General features: G+C 41.2%; 8 protein-coding genes. All 8 read left to right on the forward strand.

Annotated features, from left to right (window positions below; all coding sequences use genetic code 11):
- The first annotated feature begins 74 nt into the window (after nucleotides 1–74).
- Nucleotides 75–2459, forward strand: coding sequence for an ABC transporter permease (locus tag BMX50_RS00040; RefSeq protein ID WP_091205889.1), 2385 nt, complete (start codon nucleotides 75–77; stop codon nucleotides 2457–2459).
- Nucleotides 2460–2525: 66 nt separating this feature from the next.
- Nucleotides 2526–4910: an ABC transporter permease gene (locus tag BMX50_RS00045; protein WP_091205893.1), complete on the forward strand. Its 2385-nt coding sequence runs from the start codon at nucleotides 2526–2528 to the stop codon at nucleotides 4908–4910.
- Nucleotides 4911–5000: 90 nt separating this feature from the next.
- Nucleotides 5001–7367, forward strand: coding sequence for an ABC transporter permease (locus BMX50_RS00050; RefSeq protein ID WP_091205896.1), 2367 nt, complete (start codon nucleotides 5001–5003; stop codon nucleotides 7365–7367).
- 84 nt (nucleotides 7368–7451) lie between these two features.
- The gene (locus BMX50_RS00055) at nucleotides 7452–9836 is read left to right on the forward strand and encodes an ABC transporter permease (RefSeq protein WP_091205899.1); all 2385 of its coding nucleotides are present in this window, start codon (nucleotides 7452–7454) and stop codon (nucleotides 9834–9836) included.
- 235 nt (nucleotides 9837–10071) lie between these two features.
- The gene (locus BMX50_RS00060; protein ID WP_091205934.1) at nucleotides 10072–12462 is read left to right on the forward strand and encodes an ABC transporter permease; all 2391 of its coding nucleotides are present in this window, start codon (nucleotides 10072–10074) and stop codon (nucleotides 12460–12462) included.
- 99 nt (nucleotides 12463–12561) lie between these two features.
- On the forward strand, nucleotides 12562–14982 hold the full coding sequence (locus BMX50_RS00065) for an ABC transporter permease (RefSeq protein WP_091205937.1): 2421 nt from the start codon (nucleotides 12562–12564) through the stop codon (nucleotides 14980–14982).
- Between the two features lie 136 nt (nucleotides 14983–15118).
- Nucleotides 15119–17506 carry an ABC transporter permease gene (locus BMX50_RS00070; protein ID WP_244280791.1) on the forward strand — a complete coding sequence of 796 codons (2388 nt, stop codon included), beginning with the start codon at nucleotides 15119–15121 and terminating at the stop codon, nucleotides 17504–17506.
- Between the two features lie 102 nt (nucleotides 17507–17608).
- Complete coding sequence (locus BMX50_RS00075; protein ID WP_091205942.1) at nucleotides 17609–19984, forward strand: ABC transporter permease; 2376 nt, start codon at nucleotides 17609–17611, stop codon at nucleotides 19982–19984.
- Nucleotides 19985–20084: the final 100 nt, after the last annotated feature.

The raw sequence follows: 20084 nt of genomic DNA on the forward strand, positions 1-20084 counted from the left end.
GTAAAAGGAAAAAGGTAAAAGGCGAAAGGTTTTAACAGGATACTGATGATCAAATGACTTAATGAAACAAAGAAATGATAAGGAACTACATTAAAATAGCATTCAGAAGCCTTTGGCGACACAAGGGTTTCTCGCTCATTAATATTATCGGCCTGGCAATTGGCTTAACTGCCTGTTTTCTTATCTATATTAATATAAAATTTGAGCTAAGCTACGATACATTTAACAAGAAGTTTGATCAGATCTATCGTGTTGCGGTTGATGTAAGACATCCTAATGCTCCTGTTATAACAACACCGGCTGCGTTTGTGCAAATAGGGCCGTCCCTACAACAAGACTATCCGGAAGTAGAGGCAAATGTTAGGGTGCTTGGCGCGAGATTTTTAGTACAATATGGTAATTCTAAGTTTCAGGAGGATGACATAATATATACCGATCCTTCTTTATTTAATGTGTTTACTTTACCCGTTATAAAAGGCGATGTTAAAAAAGGCTTTGAGGCTCCTTTTAAGGTTGTAATGACACAAACAATGGCCCGGAAATATTTTGGCAATGCCGATCCCGTCGGAAAATCCATAATGCTTGATAGTAAGTATCCGGCATTAGTTACTGCTGTGATAAAAGATGTGCCCGCAAACTCCCATTTTAAATTTGATATGGCAGTTTCTTGTGCAACTTTTGAAAAACTCAATCCAGATGTATTGCAAAACTGGGCCGGTATTCATGGGTTTACCTATATCGTATTGCCAAAAGGATATGATTTTCATAAACTGGAAAGTCAGTTGCCGGCATTTGCAAGCAGGCATTATACCCAGGCTGATAAAAAAGAAGGCGTAAATTATGGCTATCACTTTGTGCCTTTAAAAGATATTTACATGGATACAATAAGAGGCGGACCGCAGGTAGGAGATCTGCACAACATCCATATTTTTTCGGCCATTGCGGTATTTATATTATTGATAGCATGTATTAATTTCATAAACTTAACAACGGCAAGGGCTACCGAACGGGCGAAAGAAGTAGGGGTTCGTAAAGTCATAGGGGCCGCAAGAAAGCAATTGATTATTCAGTTTTTAAGTGAATCGGTGGTTTTGTGTTTAATAGCTTTTTTATTGACTGTTATATTCAGCAATTCGTTATTGCCGATTTACAATCAGCTATCAGGTAAAGTTACAAATACAACTATTTTCACGCATAACTATGTGTTTCATCTGTTTATAGTATCATGCTGTATCGGTATAGGTGCAGGTTTATATCCCGCTTTCGTGCTTTCCGGTTTTAAGCCCGTAACCACTTTAAGAGGGAAGTTCAGCAAATCAGGTAGCATATTATTGCGCAGAACCCTGGTAGTGGCTCAGTTCACTATATCCATAGTTCTTATTGTTGGCACCATCGTTGTTTATACCCAATTAAATTATATGCGCAGCCAGCCGCTCGGTTTTCAAAAAGATCAAATGCTTGCCATTAATTTTTCATCAGATCCAGCTGTGCAGCATCGTGTTGAGTTGATAAAGAACGAGTTGAAAAAAATACCAAATGTAGCTTCAGTTACGGCTTCAAGGAGTTTACCTGGTTTTGGTAACGGGAATAGCGATTCGGAGATCGAGAACAAAGCTGGTGTTATGCAACAAATACTTATTGATGCATACTATGTCGATTACGATTTTATCCCACAGTTTGAAATGAAACTGGCCGCCGGTCGCATATTTTCAAAGTCGTTTGGTACCGATACCTCAAAGGCTTTTATAATTAATGAGGCGGCCGCAAAAAGCCTTGGTTATAGCAGCCCGTCTGAAGCGGTAGGACGTAAGCTCTTGCAATGGGGGCGAACTGGAAAGATTATCGGAGTTTTGAAAGATTTTCATTTTCAATCATTACAGGAGCCTGTAAGACCTTTGAGTATTAGCGTTGACCCGGATTTTAACAGGATGCTTACGCTTAAAATAACTACAAAAAATATTCCTGCAACTATAGCTGCTATTCAAAGCAAGTGGAAAACCCTTGTGCCCGAACGGCAATTTAATTACGCGTTTGTTGATGAAACTTTTAACGCACAATACGCGGCACAGGTTAATTTCGGTAACCTCTTCATGTATTTTGCTGTATTGGCTATACTTATTTCATGTATGGGCTTATTCGGTTTAGCATCCTATAGCACCATACAACGTACCCGCGAAATAGGCATCCGCAAAGTATTCGGTGCTTCTGTAACAGGCATTGTCAATATGCTGTCTGCCGAGTTTTTGAAACTGGTGGTTCTATCAGCATTGATAGCTTTTCCGTTAGCATGGTTTATCATGAATAAATGGCTGCAAGATTTCGCGTATCGCATAGCAATAAACTGGTGGGTTTTTGCATTTGCCGGAGCCATGGCGATTGTAATAGCCTTTGCTACTGTGGCCTTCCAGGCCATGAAGGCAGCACTGGCAAACCCGGTGAAGAGTTTGAGGGCTGAATAGTAGCTCACAAAGATTAGCTGTAAGTACCAATGAACTAATGAACAATTGAACCAATGAACTAATATCATGATAAAGAACTACATTAAAATTGCATTCAGGAACCTTTGGCGGCACAAAGGGTTTTCGATAATTAATATTATCGGGCTGGCTGTTGGGATGACAGCTGCCTTCCTGATTTTTATGTACGTAAAGTTTGAACTGAGTTACGACAATTTTAACGAAAAGTCTGACCAGATCTATCGTGTAGTATCGGATATCAAAACGCCTACCGAAACCTTAAACTGGTCATCGTCTATAGCGCCTATCGGTCCGGCTTTGCAGCAGGATTACCCCGAGATTGAGGCCAATACCCGCATTTTTGGAGCTGGTTTTCTTGTTCAGCGTGGCGATTTAAAACTCCAGGAAAATAACGCGTTGTTTGCCGAACCTTCGCTTTTTAAAATGTTTACGTTCCCGGTGGTAAAAGGTGATGTCGGTAAGGCATTTTCTCTTCCATATACCATCGTTCTGACTGAAAAAGCAGTAAAAAAATATTTTGGTACCGAAGATCCAATCGGTAAGTCATTGATTCTTGATGGTAAAAACCCGGCAAATGTTGTGGCAGTAGTAAAAGATGTGCCATCAAATTCACATTTTAAGTTTGATATGCTGGTGTCTATAGCCACTATAGCAAAACAAAACAAAGACAGGCTAAACCAGTGGGGCAACTTTAGTAATTTTACCTATGTCATGTTGCCAAAGGGATACGATGTCAACAAACTGCAATCGCGAATGAAGGCCTTTGTTAACAGGCATTATACCGAAGCTGATAAAAAACAAGGCATGGACTATGCCTACTTTTTAGAACCATTGAAAGATGTTTACATGGTATCTAAACGAGGTGCACCCGAATCAGGCAACCTGTACAATGTTCGCATCTTTTCTATCATAGCTGTATTTATCTTATTGATAGCCTGCATTAATTTCATAAACCTTACAACAGCCCGGGCTACTGAACGGGCAAAAGAAGTTGGTATCCGTAAGGTAATTGGAGCCATGAAACAACAGCTAACCATTCAGTTTCTGAGCGAATCGGTAATTATTTGTTTAATTTCCTTCCTGTTTTCTGCCTTATTCAGCTTTTTGCTATTGTCTTTATTTAACCAGTTGGCAGGTAAAGTAATAAGCGACAGTATTTTTCACAATGGTTACCTGTTTCAGCTGTTTTTAATTGCCTGTGTTATTGGGCTATGCGCTGGTTTGTATCCGGCATTGGTGCTGTCAAACTTTAAACCTGTTACCATATTAAAGGGGAGGTTCAGTAAATCGGTCAAGGGAATTTTATTACGCAAGGGTTTGGTGGTTACACAGTTTACCATATCGATAGTGCTTATCATAGGTACTATAGTGGTTTATAACCAATTGAGTTTTATGCGTAATCAATCGCTCGGTTTTCAGAAAAGCCAAATGTTAACCATTGATTTTAGTGGAGATTCAGCAATACAAAGCAGGCAGGAGATCATCAAAAATGAGTTAAAGAAAATTCCTAATGTTTTAGGCGCCACGGCATCGGGTGCTATTCCAGGTTTCGGTAATAGCGTAGCGTATTCCGAAATTCAGAACCAGGCTGGCGCTATGCAGCAAATGAATATGAATATGTACGATGTTGATTATGATTTCATTCCACAATTTGAGATGAAACTGGCCGCCGGTCGTATCTTCTCAAAAGCATTTGGCACCGATACTACCCAGGCCATTGTTATAAACGAAGCCGCGGCCAAAAGTCTTGGATATCGTAATCCAGCCGATGCAGTTGGCAGAAACTATTCACAGTGGGGGCGCACAGGTAAGATTATCGGTGTATTAAAAGATTTCCACTTTCAGTCATTACAGGAAACAGTAAAGCCTCTTAATATGCGCATCAATTTGAGAGGAACAGGCGCCTTTACTTTGAAAATAGCAGCTAAAGAAGTGCCTGCAACCATTTCTTTATTACAAAACAAATGGAAAACCTTAGCGCCTGAAAGGCCTTTCAATTATGTGTTTGTTGATGAGACTTTTAACAAGCAATATGCTTCGGAAGTAACCTTTGGTAACCTGTTCCTCAATTTTGCGGTACTGGCCATATTTATCTCATGCCTCGGCTTACTCGGACTTGCATCGTATAGTACCATACAACGCACCCGCGAAATAGGCATCCGTAAAGTTTTGGGCGCTTCGGTTTCCGGGATTGTAAACATGTTATCTAAAGAGTTTTTGATATTGGTATTGATTTCATCACTAATAGCATTCCCGGTAGCGTGGTTAACTATGCACAGCTGGTTACAGGATTTTGCGTACCGTATCAGCATTAGCTGGTGGATTTTTGTTTTTGCCGGGGTGCTGGCGCTTGTTATTGCTTTTACTACTGTAAGTTTTCAGGCCATTAAAGCGGCGCTGACTAACCCGGTAAAAAGTTTACGATCGGAGTGATTGGAGGTTAGCTACCGCAGATTAGCCTGCAAACCGAGGATAGACAAGCACCAATGAACTAATGAACAATTGAACTAATGCACAAAAGATATGTTTAGGAACTATTTAAAAATTGCATGGAGAAGCTTAATCAAAAATAAGCTTTATTCGGCCATCAATATTGGCGGTTTGGGAGTTGGTATGGCAGTGAGCTTTATGCTGCTGTTATATGTTTATAACGAATTTACCTATGATGGGTTTCACGAAAATAAAGACAGGTTATACTCGGTGTTCCGTAACCAGCCTTCTAACGGCGAAATATATACCAACAATTCGACCCCGGTACCGGCGGCTGGTGCATTGCAAAAGGATTACCCTGAAATAGAAAATGTAGCCCGCGCAACATGGGGCGGAGATCAATTGTTTAATTACAATAACAAACCACTTAAGATTAATACATTGGTGGCCGATGAGGCGTTCCTGAATATGTTTACGGTTCAATTTGTAAAAGGTAATAAAAGTGATGTTTTCAAAGATCCTTCTTCGATTATCCTTTCCGAGTCGGCGGCCAAATCAATCTTCGGTGATGCAGATCCGATGGGCCAAACAGTTAAGGTTAACGCAAAAACGCCGTTAAAAGTAACCGGGATATTTAAAGATCTGCCTAAAAATTCAAGTTTCCGGTTTAAAGCATTCGAATCATGGAAAAAATATGAAGCCGATAACCAATGGATAAGGGAGTCGGGCTGGGGTAACTATTCATTCCAGACATTTGTATTGCTGAAACCAGGTACCGACGTAAATAAACTTAACAATAAGATTAGTAAACTGGTTGAACGATACGATCCTAATAACAAAGAAAACAAATTGTTTCTATACCCTTTTGTTAAAGGCCATTTGTATGGGCAGTTCAAAAACGGTGTGAATACCGGTGGTGCCATTGAGTATGTACGTTTATTCCTGTTTTTGGCGATAGGTATATTATTAATTGCCTGTATTAATTTCATGAACCTTTCAACCGCCCGTTCAGAACGCCGCTCGCGCGAGGTTGGCATCCGCAAGGTAGTAGGTGCCCGCAGGATAGCCATTATCCATCAGTTTTTAGGCGAATCGGTACTAACCGCATTCCTGTCGTTCGTTGTTGCGGTTTTAATTATGATGGCTACCATCAACTACTTTAACGAGATCATAAATAAACAGCTAATTATTCCATTTACCAATGCCTGGGCCTGGGGTGCTGCCTTAATGGTTACTTTATTAACAGGCATATTAGCCGGCAGTTATCCGGCTTTATTTCTCTCGTCATTTAAACCAGTGAAGGTTTTAAAGGGAATCGGCAAAAGCGGTAAAAAAACACTGCACTCAAGGCAAGTGCTGGTTGTTGTTCAATTTGTGTTTGCTACCTGTTTAATCCTATCCAGTATTTTGATCTATAAACAAATTACCTATATCAAGAACAGGCCTGTAGGTTATTCACAAAACGGATTGATTGAAATTGATCTTGAAGATAACCTGGTTAAATCATTTGAAAGTTTCAGGAACGATATCATTGCTTCAGGAGCCGTAGTTGATGCAACCGAAGTATCGGGTTCTATTTCCAGTGCCAACAGTAGCAGCTGGGGTATCACATGGCCGGGACAATTACCGGGAGAAGATAAAATTCCTATCGATCAAATCGTTACTTCGTTCCACTTTATATCAACATACAAGCTTGAACTAATAAAAGGTCGCGATTATATACCAGGCCGCATGGCCGACTCACTATCGCTTATCATGAATGAATCGGCTGTGAAGTTGATGCGCCTGAAAGAACCGCTTGGGCAGATAGTGAAATGGCAGGGTCGTAATTGTACCGTGGTTGGCATTGTTAAAGACTTTGTTTGGGGTTCACCTTATGAACCTGTAAAGCCGGCCATCATTGGTTTCGATAAAAACTGGGCTAATATGATAGGTATACGTTTAAACCCCAACGCCCCGGTGTCAAAGAGTTTGGAATCTATTGAAAAGATCTATAAAAAATATAACCCTGAATTTCCTTTTGAATACAGATTTATTGATCAAAGTTTCGCCGATAAGTTTGATAATGAAAAACTGCTGGGTACGCTGTCAAGCTCATTCACAGTGCTTGCCATTATTATATCATGCTTAGGCTTATTTGGTTTGGCTTCATTCTCGGCCGAGCAACGTAAAAAAGAGATCAGTATCCGCAAGGTGCTTGGTGCAAGTATCAGCAGCCTGTGGTTCAACCTGTCTAAAGAGTTTTTAATATTGGTGATTATCTCTTTTGTCATTGGTTCGGCCCTGAGCTGGTATAACATGAGTAAATGGCTGCAGCATTATACCTACCGCACTGATATAAGTGCCTGGGTATTTATTGTAACTATCGCAATAAGCATGGTTGTTTGCCTGCTTACCGTAAGCTGGCAGGCTATTAAAGCGGCACTGAGTAACCCGGTTAAGAGTCTAAAAAATGAGTAACCCCGTCATTTGGGCCACTTGGTCATTAAGTCATTGAATACTGACTAATGACTTAATGACCCGGCGACCTAATGATAAAAGAACATGCTTAGAAATTATTTAAAAACCGCCTGGCGTAATATTGTAAGCAATAAGTTTTACACCGCCATTAATGTAATAGGCTTAACCTTTGGCCTGGTAATAGGACTTTTCATGCTACTTTGGGTGCAGGATGAATTGAGCTTTGACGCTTTTAATAAAAAAGGGAAAGACATTTATCGTATTGGTATTGTTGGCGGTACCGAAGCCAGCAAGCAAATTTTTACCTATATTATAGCACCTGTAGCAACTTTTGCAAAAAATGAGGTCCCTGAAGTAACGGACGGCGTGCGGATCATGAATATCGGCAATCCATCGTTCAGGTATAAAGACAAGATCTTTAATGAAGACCATATAGCTTTTACTGATGCATCGTACTTTTCGGTCTTTGATTTTCCGATTATACAGGGAGATCGTAAAAATCCCTTTCCGGATAATAATTCGGTGGTGATAACCAAAAAAATTGCAGAGAAATATTTTGGCAAAGAAAATCCGATAGGCAAAACCATTACCTTAGGTAAAAGCGATAATTTTAAAGTTACCGGTGTTGTTGCCGATTACCCGGCAAACTCAAGTGTTACCTGTAATGTATTATTACCAATAAGCAAGTTTAATTACGAAGCTTATGTAAAATCTGGCCGGAGCTATAACGGTACTTCCCGGATCTCATCTATGGATGCCGACTGGATCAATTTCAGTTTTGAAACTTACCTTTTGCTGAAACCGGGTACCGATATTCACAAACTGGAAAAGAAATTACAGGCCATCCACGAACATAACAAGCCCGACGATGCTCCTGTGCCATACCTGGCACAGCCGCTATTAAATATGCACCTGTACAAAGCAGATGGGGGCGACGCTGGTATTTCTACGGTACGTACATTTGCAATAGTAGCTATTTTGATATTGGTGATAGCATGCATCAACTATGTAAACCTATCAACAGCGCGGTCAATGCTGAGAGCTAAGGAGGTGAGCATGCGAAAGATCATCGGAGCAGGTAAGCTGCAGCTATTTTTGCAGTTTATGATCGAAACTACGGTATTGTTTCTGATTGCTACTGTACTGGCTGTTGGTTTAATGTACGTGCTGATGCCTGTTTATAACGATTTTTCGGGCAAGCAATTGCAAATTTCTCTTGGCAATTACCAGGTTGGGGGATATATCGCCTTAACGTTAGTGGCTACGTTGGCTGCATCAAGTATTTACCCGGCATTATTGCTTTCATCATTTGAGCCTTTGAAGGCACTTAAAGGGCGAATTACATCTGGCATAGGCAATGCGGCTTTCAGACGTGTATTGGTGGTTTTGCAGTTTACGGTATCAATTGTGCTTATCATCGGCACATTGATCATCGGCAAACAGTTAAGCTTTATCCGCAACCGCGATTTGGGATATGACAAGGAAAATGTGCTTACCTTTATGATGCAAGGCATGCAGGCACATTATGACGCTGCCAAAGCCGAGTTGTTAAAGCAACCGGGCATAATGGCAGTAACCCGTGGCAGTACCAATATTATTGATTATAACGGCTGGACAGGTGATAACGACTGGGACGGGAAACCAGCTAAGGCAAACCTGTTTTTTCACCCTATTGATGTTGATAAGGACTTTACCAGTTTCTTTAAAATCAAACTCAAAGAAGGAGCGCTGTTTACCGGGGCTGTTGCCGATTCAAATCACTTTATTGTTAATGAGGCAGCTATAGCTGCTATGGGGATGAAGGATCCGATTGGTAAAAGTCTGAGGATCCAGAAAACCAAAGGTACCATCATCGGTGTAGTGAAAGATTTTAATTATACCACGGTTCGAAAGAAGATAGAACCTGCGGTACTGACCTATCATACCCCGGGTGCCTATCGCATCTTCATTAAAACCACCGGCGGTGATGCGCAAAAAGCTATTAATGCAGCTCAAAGCATATGGAAACAATATAATAATGATACGCCGCTTGATTATTCATTTTTAGACGAAAACTTTAGTCAGCTTTACAAAACTGAGGAGCGAACAGGTTCATTATTTAATGTGTTTTCGGCGTTGGCCATAGTAATATCATGTCTCGGCTTATTCGGGTTGGCAACCTATTCGGCACAGGTTAAAACCCGTGAGATAGGCATCCGTAAAGTGTTAGGTTCAAGTGTTGGCGGCATTATCCGTTTATTGGCAAGTGAGTTTGTGCTGCTCATCATTATTTCTATCCTGATAGCAGTACCTATAGCCTGGTACTCCATGAGTAACTGGCTGCAGGATTTTGCCTATAAAATTGATATGACTGTTTGGATTTTCCTGCTTGCCGGCGGCGGTGCAACGCTGATTGCCCTGGCTACCATCAGTATTCAATCTATAAAAGCAGCATTGGCAAACCCGGTTAAAAGTTTGAGAGCGGAATAAGTGTTTAGAGGTTGGAGATTAGAGATTAGAGATCAGGACTGTGATTGCCAATGAGTTTTTAAACTAATCTCTGATCTCCAACCTCTAATCTCTTCTGGATATCGTTCACATTCGCACTGTAAGTGTTCCATTACCGAACGGTTTTATTTCTGTTTGTTTTTATTAATGTGCTGATATTTAATTGTTTGTATAATTGGTATGGGTTTTAATATTTTAGTAGTATAAACCATTTACCATGTTACGTAATTACATTAAAATAGCTTGGAGAAACCTCATTAAACATAAGGTTTTTTCGTTTATCAATATCTTCGGCTTAGCTACGGGTATTGCAGCGTTCTGGCTTATCAGCCTTTATGTGGTTGATGAATGGAGTTACGATCGTTATAACCTCAAATCTGATCGTATTTTTCGTGTAGTACAACATGGTACCTGGAATGGAGGTAAATTCAATCTTGCAGTTACTTCGCCGCCATATGCCCCGGCCTTAAAAAATGATTATGCCGAAGTGGAAGATGCTATCCGTATTGATGCTGAAGGGGGAGGAAAGATTACCTATGGCGAAAAGCAGATTAACGAGGGGGCGATGTTGTTTACAGATAAAGGCTTCTTTAATCTTTTTACCCATCACTTTTTATCTGGCGATCCCAACACCGCTTTAACCAAGCCCCAAAGCATTGTGCTTACTAAAACCCTTGCCGAAAAACTATTTGGTAACACTGCAGATGCTTTGGACAAAACAATACTCATCGAAAACAACCCGAGTACCGTTACCGGGGTAATTGACGATGTACCTGCCAACTCACAATTTACATTTAGTGCCCTTCGCTCGTTACCTGATGGATATACTGATGGCTGGGCCAATTCGCATGTCTACACTTATTTGCTGCTGAAAAACCATGATGACTTTAAAAAGATCCAGGCTGGTTCTGACGTATTTTTTAACAAATACTTAAAGGGGCCGCTCGGGGCCATGCAGTATCGCATGGAACTACAGCCACTTACGTCAATTCACCTTAACTCTAATCTTGATTACGAACTGGGCAGCAATGGCAATATAACCTATGTATATGTATTCGGTATTGTAGCGCTGCTGATACTTGCTATCGCCGTTATTAATTATGTAAACCTAACTACAGCACGTTCATCAATCCGTATTAAAGAGATTGGTGTGCGTAAAGTAATTGGCTCCAGCAAAAAACAGCTGATCATGATGTTTTTTGCCGAATCAGTTTTGTTTACTGTTATCGCTGCCCTGATAGCGTCTGTGATCGTGCAGTTTTTATTGCCATATTTCAACCGGCTCTCTGGTAAAAATCTGGTGCTATTACAATTTGGTTTCAGCAAAACGGTTGTCATATTCGGCTTATTTGCCTTATTAACTGGTGTTTTAAGCGGATTGTATCCAGCATTGTTCTTATCGGGGTTCCGTACCATAGCTGCTATGAAGGGACAAATGGGCAGCCAGGTTGCCACCATTGTGTTCAGGAAATCATTGGTAGTATTTCAGTTTGTGATCACCATTGTCATGATAGCCGGATCATGTATCATCTACAGGCAGCTGCATTATGTCATGAACAAGGACCTTGGCTTTAATAAAGCCCAGACACTTACATTTCATATCAGCGATAAATCTGCACGGACAAAGATTGCTGCTATCAAAAGTCAGTTATTGCAAAATCCGGCTGTTGAGGCTGTTGGTATTGCCGGCAATCCAATTGGCAATAACGATATCGGTTCAAGCAATTTCAATATCGGTGCCGATGGAAAAGCCAATTCTGAATCAAAGATGGTTGAGAACCTCATTATTGATGAGGATTTCATACCAACCCTGCAGGTGAAGCTGGCCAAAGGGCGCAATTTTTCATCGGATATGAGTACCGACCGACTTGAATCAATTATTGTAAACCAAACGCTGGTTAACGAGATGGGCTGGAAGGATGCCATCGGCCGCTCTGTAAGGGTTGGGGTAGATGATAAAGGCAATGTGATCAGCCGGAAAATAATTGGTGTAGTTAAAGATTTTAACACTTATTCGTTACAGCACAAGGTTGCACCAATGATGTTATATCTGCCATTTACCGCCAATGATGAGGACAATATGTATATCCGGGTTGGCAAAAACAACATTCCTGCAACCCTCGACTATATCAGCAAAGTTTACGGCCGTTTTGATATCGAAAACAAGGTTGAGTTCCATTTCCTCGATCAAAATTTTGCCAAACAATACCAATCCGAACAGAAGCAGGGTAATATCCTGCTCATATTTACCATACTGGCTATCAGTATAGCTTGCCTTGGCCTGTTTGGCCTGGTGACCTTTACAGCCGAGCAAAGGGTAAAGGAAATTGGTATCAGGAAAGTTTTAGGTGCAAGTGTAACCTCTATAGTTACCCTGTTGTCAAAAGATTTGATGAAGTTGGTAGTAATAGCCACATTGATTGCATCGCCGCTGGCCTGGTACGGCATGAGCAAATGGTTACAAAGCTTTGCTTATCGCGTAGATATTAACTGGTGGATTTTCGCTGTAGCAGGCGTGTTGGCGGTTATTGTTGCTTTTGTAACCGTGAGCGTACAGTCAGTAAGGGCAGCGAATGCTAACCCGGCGAAGAGCCTTAAAAGTGAATAGGCATTGTGTCATTTGCTTCGCGTCATTAGGTCATTAAATGATTTGAAAAGCGAAGAAGATAAAATGACTTAATGACCCAATGACTTAATGATTTGAATTATGTTTAGAAATTACTTAAAAACAGCATTCCGTACCCTGCGTAAAAACGTGGGGTTTACGGTTATAAATATATTGGGGCTGGCCCTTGGCCTGGCTACCTGCCTGATGATTGTGCTTTATGTAGCCGACGAGTTGAGCTACGACCGTTTTAACGATAAAGCCAATCGCACATACCGTGTTAACGAAGACCTGAAATTTGGTAACAACAACGTATTATATGCGGTTGCAATGCCGCCACTGGCTCAGGCGCTAAAAACAGACCTACCGGAGGTGGAAGAAGCAACAAGGCTTAAAGCTGCTGGAGGTTTTCATGCCAAAAAAGGTAATGAAAGCATCCTTGAGTATGGTACCGTTTATGCCGATCCATCGGTTTTTAATGTGTTTACGTTGCCCATGGTTAATGGTAACCCGGCTACGGCTTTGAAGGAGCCTAACACCGTAGTGATCACCGAAAGCGCAGCAAAAAAATATTTTAACAGTACCAATGCCGTAGGGAAAACACTTGCTATTGATAATAACCAGTTATTAAAAGTTACCGGAGTGATAAAGGACTTGCCAAAGCAATCACACTTTCATTTTGATTTTTTTATGTCGATGGTGAGCTGGCCTGACAGCCGTTCGGGGGAATGGCTAAGGAGCGATTACAATACTTACGTTGTATTAAAACCGGGTACAGATTACAAGCTATTTGAGAAAAAGTTAGCTGCTTTGCTGAAAAAATACAGCGAGGGGCAAATGCAAACGGCCTTACACGTAAATATTGCTGATTTTGAAAAAAGCGGCAGTTATTTCAGGCTTAACCTTACCCCGTTAACTGATATTCATCTGCACTCAAACCGTACCGGTGAGTTAGGCAGCAATAGCTCGGCACAGTATGTTTATATATTTTCGGCCATAGCCATATTTATATTGCTTATAGCTGGCATCAACTTCATGAACCTGTCAACGGCACGTTCGGCTAACAGGGCAAGGGAGGTTGGTGTACGCAAGGTTTTAGGTTCCCCACGCAAATATTTAATAGCGCAATTTTTAACCGAATCAGTACTGGTGACTCTGGCAGCGGCAGTTATTGCTTTTTTTGCCGTATTACTTTTATTGCCGCTGTTTAATCAGGTATCAGGAAAGGAATTGGTTGTTGGTTCGCAAACCTTAGCCTGGTTGTTGCCAGCGTTACTATTAATTGTTTTGGTAGTAGGTTTCGCCGCAGGCTCATATCCTGCTTTTTTCCTCTCGGCATTTCAACCCATTAATGTGTTAAGCGGTAAACTGGCCGGTGGCTTCAAAGGTAGCTGGCTCAGGAGTGTATTGGTTGTGTTCCAGTTTTCTATTTCGATATTTCTCATCATTGGTACCATCGTTATCTATAATCAGCTTAACTATATTCAAACCAAAAACCTGGGATATAACCGCAACCAGGTACTTGTTATCAATAATGCATTTGAGTTGGGTAGCCATACCAAAACTTTTAAAAATGAAGTAAAGCAATTACACGGCGTGGTTAACGCAACTTTAACAGGTTATTTACCAACCGGTAAAAACCGGGGAACATCTATTTTTTACAAAGAAGCGGCAGCTGATCAAAAAACTGCCCTGTTTCCGCAAAGCTGGCGGGTAGATGCAGATTACATCAATACTCTTGGTATGAAGATCTCCGCCGGGCGCGATTTTTCGGCAAATATGCCAACTGATTCTACCGGGCTTGTAATCAACGAAACAGCTGCCAAATTTTTAGGCTTTACCAATCCGGTTAATAAAATCCTGTACCGTAATATGGACGGCAACCGCGATCATATAAAAGCTTATCATATTATAGGCGTAGTTAAGGATTTTAATTTCAACTCGCTGAGGGAAAACATCAGTCCGATGATTTTTTTAATGGACGAAGACAACGGTAACCTGAGCGTCAGGTTAAATACAGCTAATTTGCCGGCCCTTATCGATCAGATAAAAACCAAATGGCAGGGTATGACGCAGAGCCAGTTCAGCTACTCGTTTATGGATCAGGATTTTGACGCCAACTACCGGGCCGAGCAACGAACTGGTACCATATCCATCATATTTACCGTACTGGCTATTTCCATTGCCTGCCTCGGTTTGTTTGGCTTAGCTGCATATGCAGCCGAGCAACGCACCAAAGAAATCGGGATCCGCAAAGTACTTGGCGCAAGCGTATCCGCTATAGTAAATACCTTATCAAAAGATTTTATAAAACTGGTATTGATTTCTATTGCCATTACAACGCCTTTAGCCTGGTATTTAATGAACAAATGGCTGCAGGATTTTGCATATCGTATCAGCATACAATGGTGGGTATTGGTACTGGCGGGGGCGGGCGCCGTGGTAATAGCTATTGTAACAGTAAGTTTTCAATCTGTAAAGGCAGCCCTGGCAAACCCGATTAACAGCTTGAAAAATGAGTAAAACCTCACCCAACCCTCTCCAAAGGAGAGGGCTTACAAGTGGGTTATAATATCTTAATATTAATTAAATCCCTCCCTGTTGGGGAGGTTAGGAGGGGTCCATGTTTAGAAATTACCTTAAAACCGCTTTTCGCACATTGAAAAAAAATGTGGGTTTCACAGCAATTAATGTATTTGGTTTAGCCCTTGGGCTGGCTACGTGTTTGCTTATCGTATTTTACGTAGTTGATGAGCTGAGTTATGATAAGTTCAATGTTAAGGCCGACAGGATCTATCGTGTCAATATGCAGATCAAGTTTGGTGGTATTGACCAAAGTTATGCATGTGCTCCTGCTCCGTTAGGTGCCGCATTTCAAAACGACTATCCGGAGGTTGAACGTGCCTGTCGTTTTTTGATGCGTGGGGGATATAACGTAAAAAAAGGGAACCAAACTATTCATGAAAACCGAATGGTGCTGGCCGATTCAACCCTTTTTGATGTTTTTACATTGCCAATGATAGCCGGCGATCCTAAGAAAGCACTTGTTGAACCTAATACCGTTGTCATTACGGAAAGTACAGCTAAACGTTATTTTAATACTGCACAGGCTGTAGGTAAAATTTTTACGTTTGATGAAAAATTGCTGTATAAGATTACTGGGGTTATTAAGGATCTGCCTAAACAATCTCACTTTAATTACGATTTTTTTATATCAATGGCTTCGGCTCAGGAAAGTAAGGAGAATGCCTGGTTTAGCAATAATTTTAATACCTACGTGCTGCTGAAACCAGGTGTCGACGCAAAAAAGTTTGAAGCCAAATTTCCAGCCTTAATGCGTAAATATGCTGGTCCGCAGTTGCAGGATATCTTACACCTCAATTTTGATGCCTTTGAATCGGCAGGTAACAGGTATCAGTTAAGCCTTATATCGCTGAATGATATTCACCTTAAATCAAATCTCATGTCGGAGCTTGATCATAACGGGAATATCCAGTACGTATATATTTTTGGCGCTGTCGCAATTTTTATATTGCTGATAGCCTGTGTAAACTTCATGAACCTTTCAACTGCCCGTTCTGCAAACAGGGCCCGGGAGGTAGGGGTGCGCAAAGTACTTGGTTCAAGGCGTAAATCACTTATTGCCCAGTTTCTGTCCGAGTCAATCATGGTAACGTTTATAGCTACCGTAATTGCCATGGTGATAGCTTACTTTCTGCTACCGGTATTTAATAATATTTCAGGCAAAACAATGGAACTTAATGTGGGCTCGTTGATTTGGCTTGTTCCGGCATTGCTGGCTACCGTTTTGGTTATTGGCTTTTTGGCCGGTTCATACCCTGCATTTTTCCTTTCGGCGTTTCAGCCCATTGATGTTTTAAAAGGTAAACTTTCGTCGGGATTTAAGGGTGAGATGCTTAGGAGCTCGTTAGTGGTGTTTCAGTTCTTTATATCAATCACGCTTATTATAGGTACGCTGGTGATCTATAATCAACTTAAATATATCCAGAATAAAGACCTTGGTTATAACCGCAGCCAGGTGCTTGTTGTACATGGTGTATACGATCTCGGCGGACAGAGTAAAGTATTTAGGGATGAGGTAAAACAACTACCAGGTGTAATGGGCGTAACTATGACTGGCTTTTTGCCAACCTCCGATTACCGCAATAGCAGCAGCGTTTTCCAGGAGCGGGCACTCGATCCTAAAAAGGCGGTATTGGCCCAAACCTGGGTAGTAGATGACACCTATCTGTCTACGCTCGGCATAAAGCTAACTAAAGGCCGTAATTTTTCAAGCCAGATGCCAACTGATTCGGCAGCCATGATTGTTAACGAAACAGCTGCCAAATTGATGGGTGTACGTGATCCGCTTAATAAGCCAATGTATTTACCTATGGATAACATGGCCAAAACTTTCAAAGAATATCATATTATAGGTGTTATTAAAGATTTCAATTTTGCTTCCTTACGCAACAACGTAACCCCGGTAATATTAATGTATGGTGAAAATACCGGTGCTTTAAGTGTAAAGGTAAATACCGCTAACATTACCGCGCTGATGGGAATGATCAAAGACAAATGGAAATCCATAAAGCCGGGCAAGGAGTTTGAATATTCCTTTATGGATGAGGACTTTGATTCATCGTACCGTGCCGAACAGCGGATGGGTACCATATTCATCATTTTTACAAGCTTAACCATCGTCATAGCGTGTTTAGGATTGTTTGGCCTGGCAGCTTACTCTGCCGAACAACGTACCAAAGAGATCGGGATCCGCAAAGTGCTGGGCGCTAATGTGACAGCAATTGTAGGCATGTTATCAAAAGATTTTATAAAACTGGTGGTCATTGCCATAGTAATAGCTATCCCGGTAGCATGGTTTGCCATGCAGCAATGGTTGCAGGGCTTTGCTTACCGGCAAAATATACAATGGTGGGTGATAGTGTTAGCCGCGGTTTCAGCGGTGTTAATTGCTTTTGTAACTATCAGCTTTCAATCTATTAAGGCTGCGCTGGCTAATCCGGTTAGAAGTTTGAAGAACGAATAATTTAGTCATTAAGTCATTTTGCTTTGCGTCATTAGGTCATTGGTCGATCTGGACGTCGCTTTCAAAATGACTTAATGACCCAGTGACATAATGATATAAAATATGCTTAGAAACTATATAAAAACAGCATGGCGAAACCTTTATCGTAATAAAGCATTTTCGCTGATCCATATTTTGGGGTTAACCATGGGGATAACCGTTTGCCTGATGATATTCCTGTACATCATGAATGAATTTAGTGTGGATAATTTTCATAAGCAGGGCAAAAATATTTACAGGGTAATGCGTGGTTTTGATAAAGCGAAAGCGCCTACTTCGTATCTGTCCGGTCCTTATGCACCTGCTATGCTGAATGATTTTTCGCAGGATATAAAGATGGCTGTGCGCGTTTCGCCACAAAACGATTTGATCTCTTTTGGCGAAAAGTCATTTAACGAAAAAAAGGTTTACGCAGTTGACTCCAATTTTTTTAGCCTGTTTACCTTTCCGCTGCTCAGGGGCGATGCGGCTTCGGCACTAAATAATCCAGGCAGCGTGGTGCTTACCGAAACTACAGCTAAAAAATATTTTGGCAGTGTTGATAATGCGATGGGTAAGGTAGTGAAGATGGATAAACGCATGCAATTAAAAGTAACCGGTATAGCTAAAGATGTGCCTTCCAACTCGCACCTCGATTTTGATTTAGTAGTGCCGATTGCCAACTATACTCATGATCCCGGTTTTAATGTATGGATTAACAATGGTTTGTTTGTTTACCTGCTGTTGAATGAACATAGTAGCCCTGCTGTGTTGGAAAGTCATTTTCCGCAGTTTATGGAAAAGTACATGGGCGAAGATATGAAGCGCTTCGGCACAAAATTTAACCTGAGCTTAAGGCCCTTTAAAGATATTTATTTTGAAAGTGCATCGTCGTTTGATAACGTAAGGCATGGAGATAAAACTGTTGTGTTCATTTTCATTTCGATAGCTGTGCTTATCATGATCATTGCCTGCATTAATTTTATGAACCTGGCCACCATCCGTGCGGTTGAACGCTCAAGAGAAGTAGGTATGCGCAAGGTTTTAGGTGCATTGCGGAACCATTTGGTATGGCAGTTTATTGGCGAGTCGTTACTGCTGGCACTTATTTCCTGTATGCTTTCTATTGGGTTATTGTTTGTGCTGATGCCGGCATATAATAGTCTGCTGGGTTATCAGCTTACCGTTTCCTGGAACAGCGCACCGATTTATCTGTTCCTCCTGGGGGTTATCTTATTTGTAGGGTTCCTTGCAGGGAGTTACCCAGCGATATTCATGTCAGCCTTTTCGCCTATCGAGGCTTTGAAGGGTAAGCTGAAGCTGGGCAAAGGCGGGTCGTTTTTCAGGCAAACGTTGGTTGTGTTTCAGTTCAGTATTTCGGTATTGCTGATCATAGGCACCATTGTCATAGTTAACCAGATGCGGTACGTGAAAAACAAATCAATGGGTTATGATAAGGAGCAAACTGTTATTGTGAAGATTGATAATAACGATATCTATGATCACAGGCAAACGTTTAAGCATCAGCTGCAAAATTCTGATTATGTAAAATCGGTGTCCCTGATGTCGGGTGAACCGGGCGGTTTTTTTGACATTCAGGGTTTTGATGTAGAGGGGCAGCATGAAACCTTTAAATCACGAACTGAGTACGCCGACTTCGAATATGTAAAAACGTTTGGGCTAAAGATTATTGCCGGAAGAAATTTTTCACCACAGTTTGCTACCGATACCACTAACTCGGTATTAATTAACCGTACGGCTGCAAAGGATCTTGGTTTTACTCCGCAACAGGCTATCGGCAAATGGGTTAAGAATACGGTACGGGATAATAACCGCCGCAACATCATCGGCGTGGTAGAGGATTTTAACTTCCTTTCGCTCAAAGAGAATATGGATGCCCTCATCATATCGCCAAGCGAAGACAGACGTGTTGCCGTAATCAAGCTGAAACCCGGGAATATCCAGGCCGGCTTGGCTGCTATCAAGAATACTTATGCTGAGGTTGCACCAATTTACCCGTTTGAGTATAGTTTCCTTGATCAGCAATTTGATACCACTTACCGCAATGATATAAGGCAGCAAACCATGTTAAGCATCTTTTCGGGATTGGCAATCTTTATAGCTTGCTTAGGCTTGTTTGGCTTAGCCTCGTTTACTGCTGCAAAACGCACCAAGGAAATTGGCGTACGCAAAGTGCTTGGCTCATCGGTACAAAATATTCTTATCCTGATATCTAAAGACTTATTGAAACCGGTGTTATTAGCCACAGTGATCGCTATTCCGTTAGGTTATTACTGTATGGACAAATGGCTGCAAAGTTTTGCTTATAAAACGCCTCTATATTGGTGGATTTTTGCTTCGGCGGCCATGCTCACCTTTGTTATAGCTGTTGTTACTATCAGTTTTCAATCATTAAAAGCTGCATTGGCAAATCCTATCAGGAGTTTACGAAGCGAATAAAAGCAGTTGGCAGATAGCAGTTGCAGTTTGCAGTTAAAAAGTAATTTCCCCAAGCCCGTGTCCTCACGGGCTTTTTTATGCCAATACCTTTAAAATTATT

Source organism: Mucilaginibacter gossypiicola, assembly GCF_900110105.1.
Taxonomy (GTDB): Bacteria; Bacteroidota; Bacteroidia; order Sphingobacteriales; family Sphingobacteriaceae; genus Mucilaginibacter; species Mucilaginibacter gossypiicola.

Coding starts and splice junctions, on each gene's coding strand:
- BMX50_RS00040 (WP_091205889.1), top strand. CDS start 75: ATGATAAGGAACTACATTAAAATAGCATTCAGAAGCCTTTGGCGACAC.
- BMX50_RS00045 (WP_091205893.1), top strand. CDS start 2,526: ATGATAAAGAACTACATTAAAATTGCATTCAGGAACCTTTGGCGGCAC.
- BMX50_RS00050 (WP_091205896.1), top strand. CDS start 5,001: ATGTTTAGGAACTATTTAAAAATTGCATGGAGAAGCTTAATCAAAAAT.
- BMX50_RS00055 (WP_091205899.1), top strand. CDS start 7,452: ATGCTTAGAAATTATTTAAAAACCGCCTGGCGTAATATTGTAAGCAAT.
- BMX50_RS00060 (WP_091205934.1), top strand. CDS start 10,072: ATGTTACGTAATTACATTAAAATAGCTTGGAGAAACCTCATTAAACAT.
- BMX50_RS00065 (WP_091205937.1), top strand. CDS start 12,562: ATGTTTAGAAATTACTTAAAAACAGCATTCCGTACCCTGCGTAAAAAC.
- BMX50_RS00075 (WP_091205942.1), top strand. CDS start 17,609: ATGCTTAGAAACTATATAAAAACAGCATGGCGAAACCTTTATCGTAAT.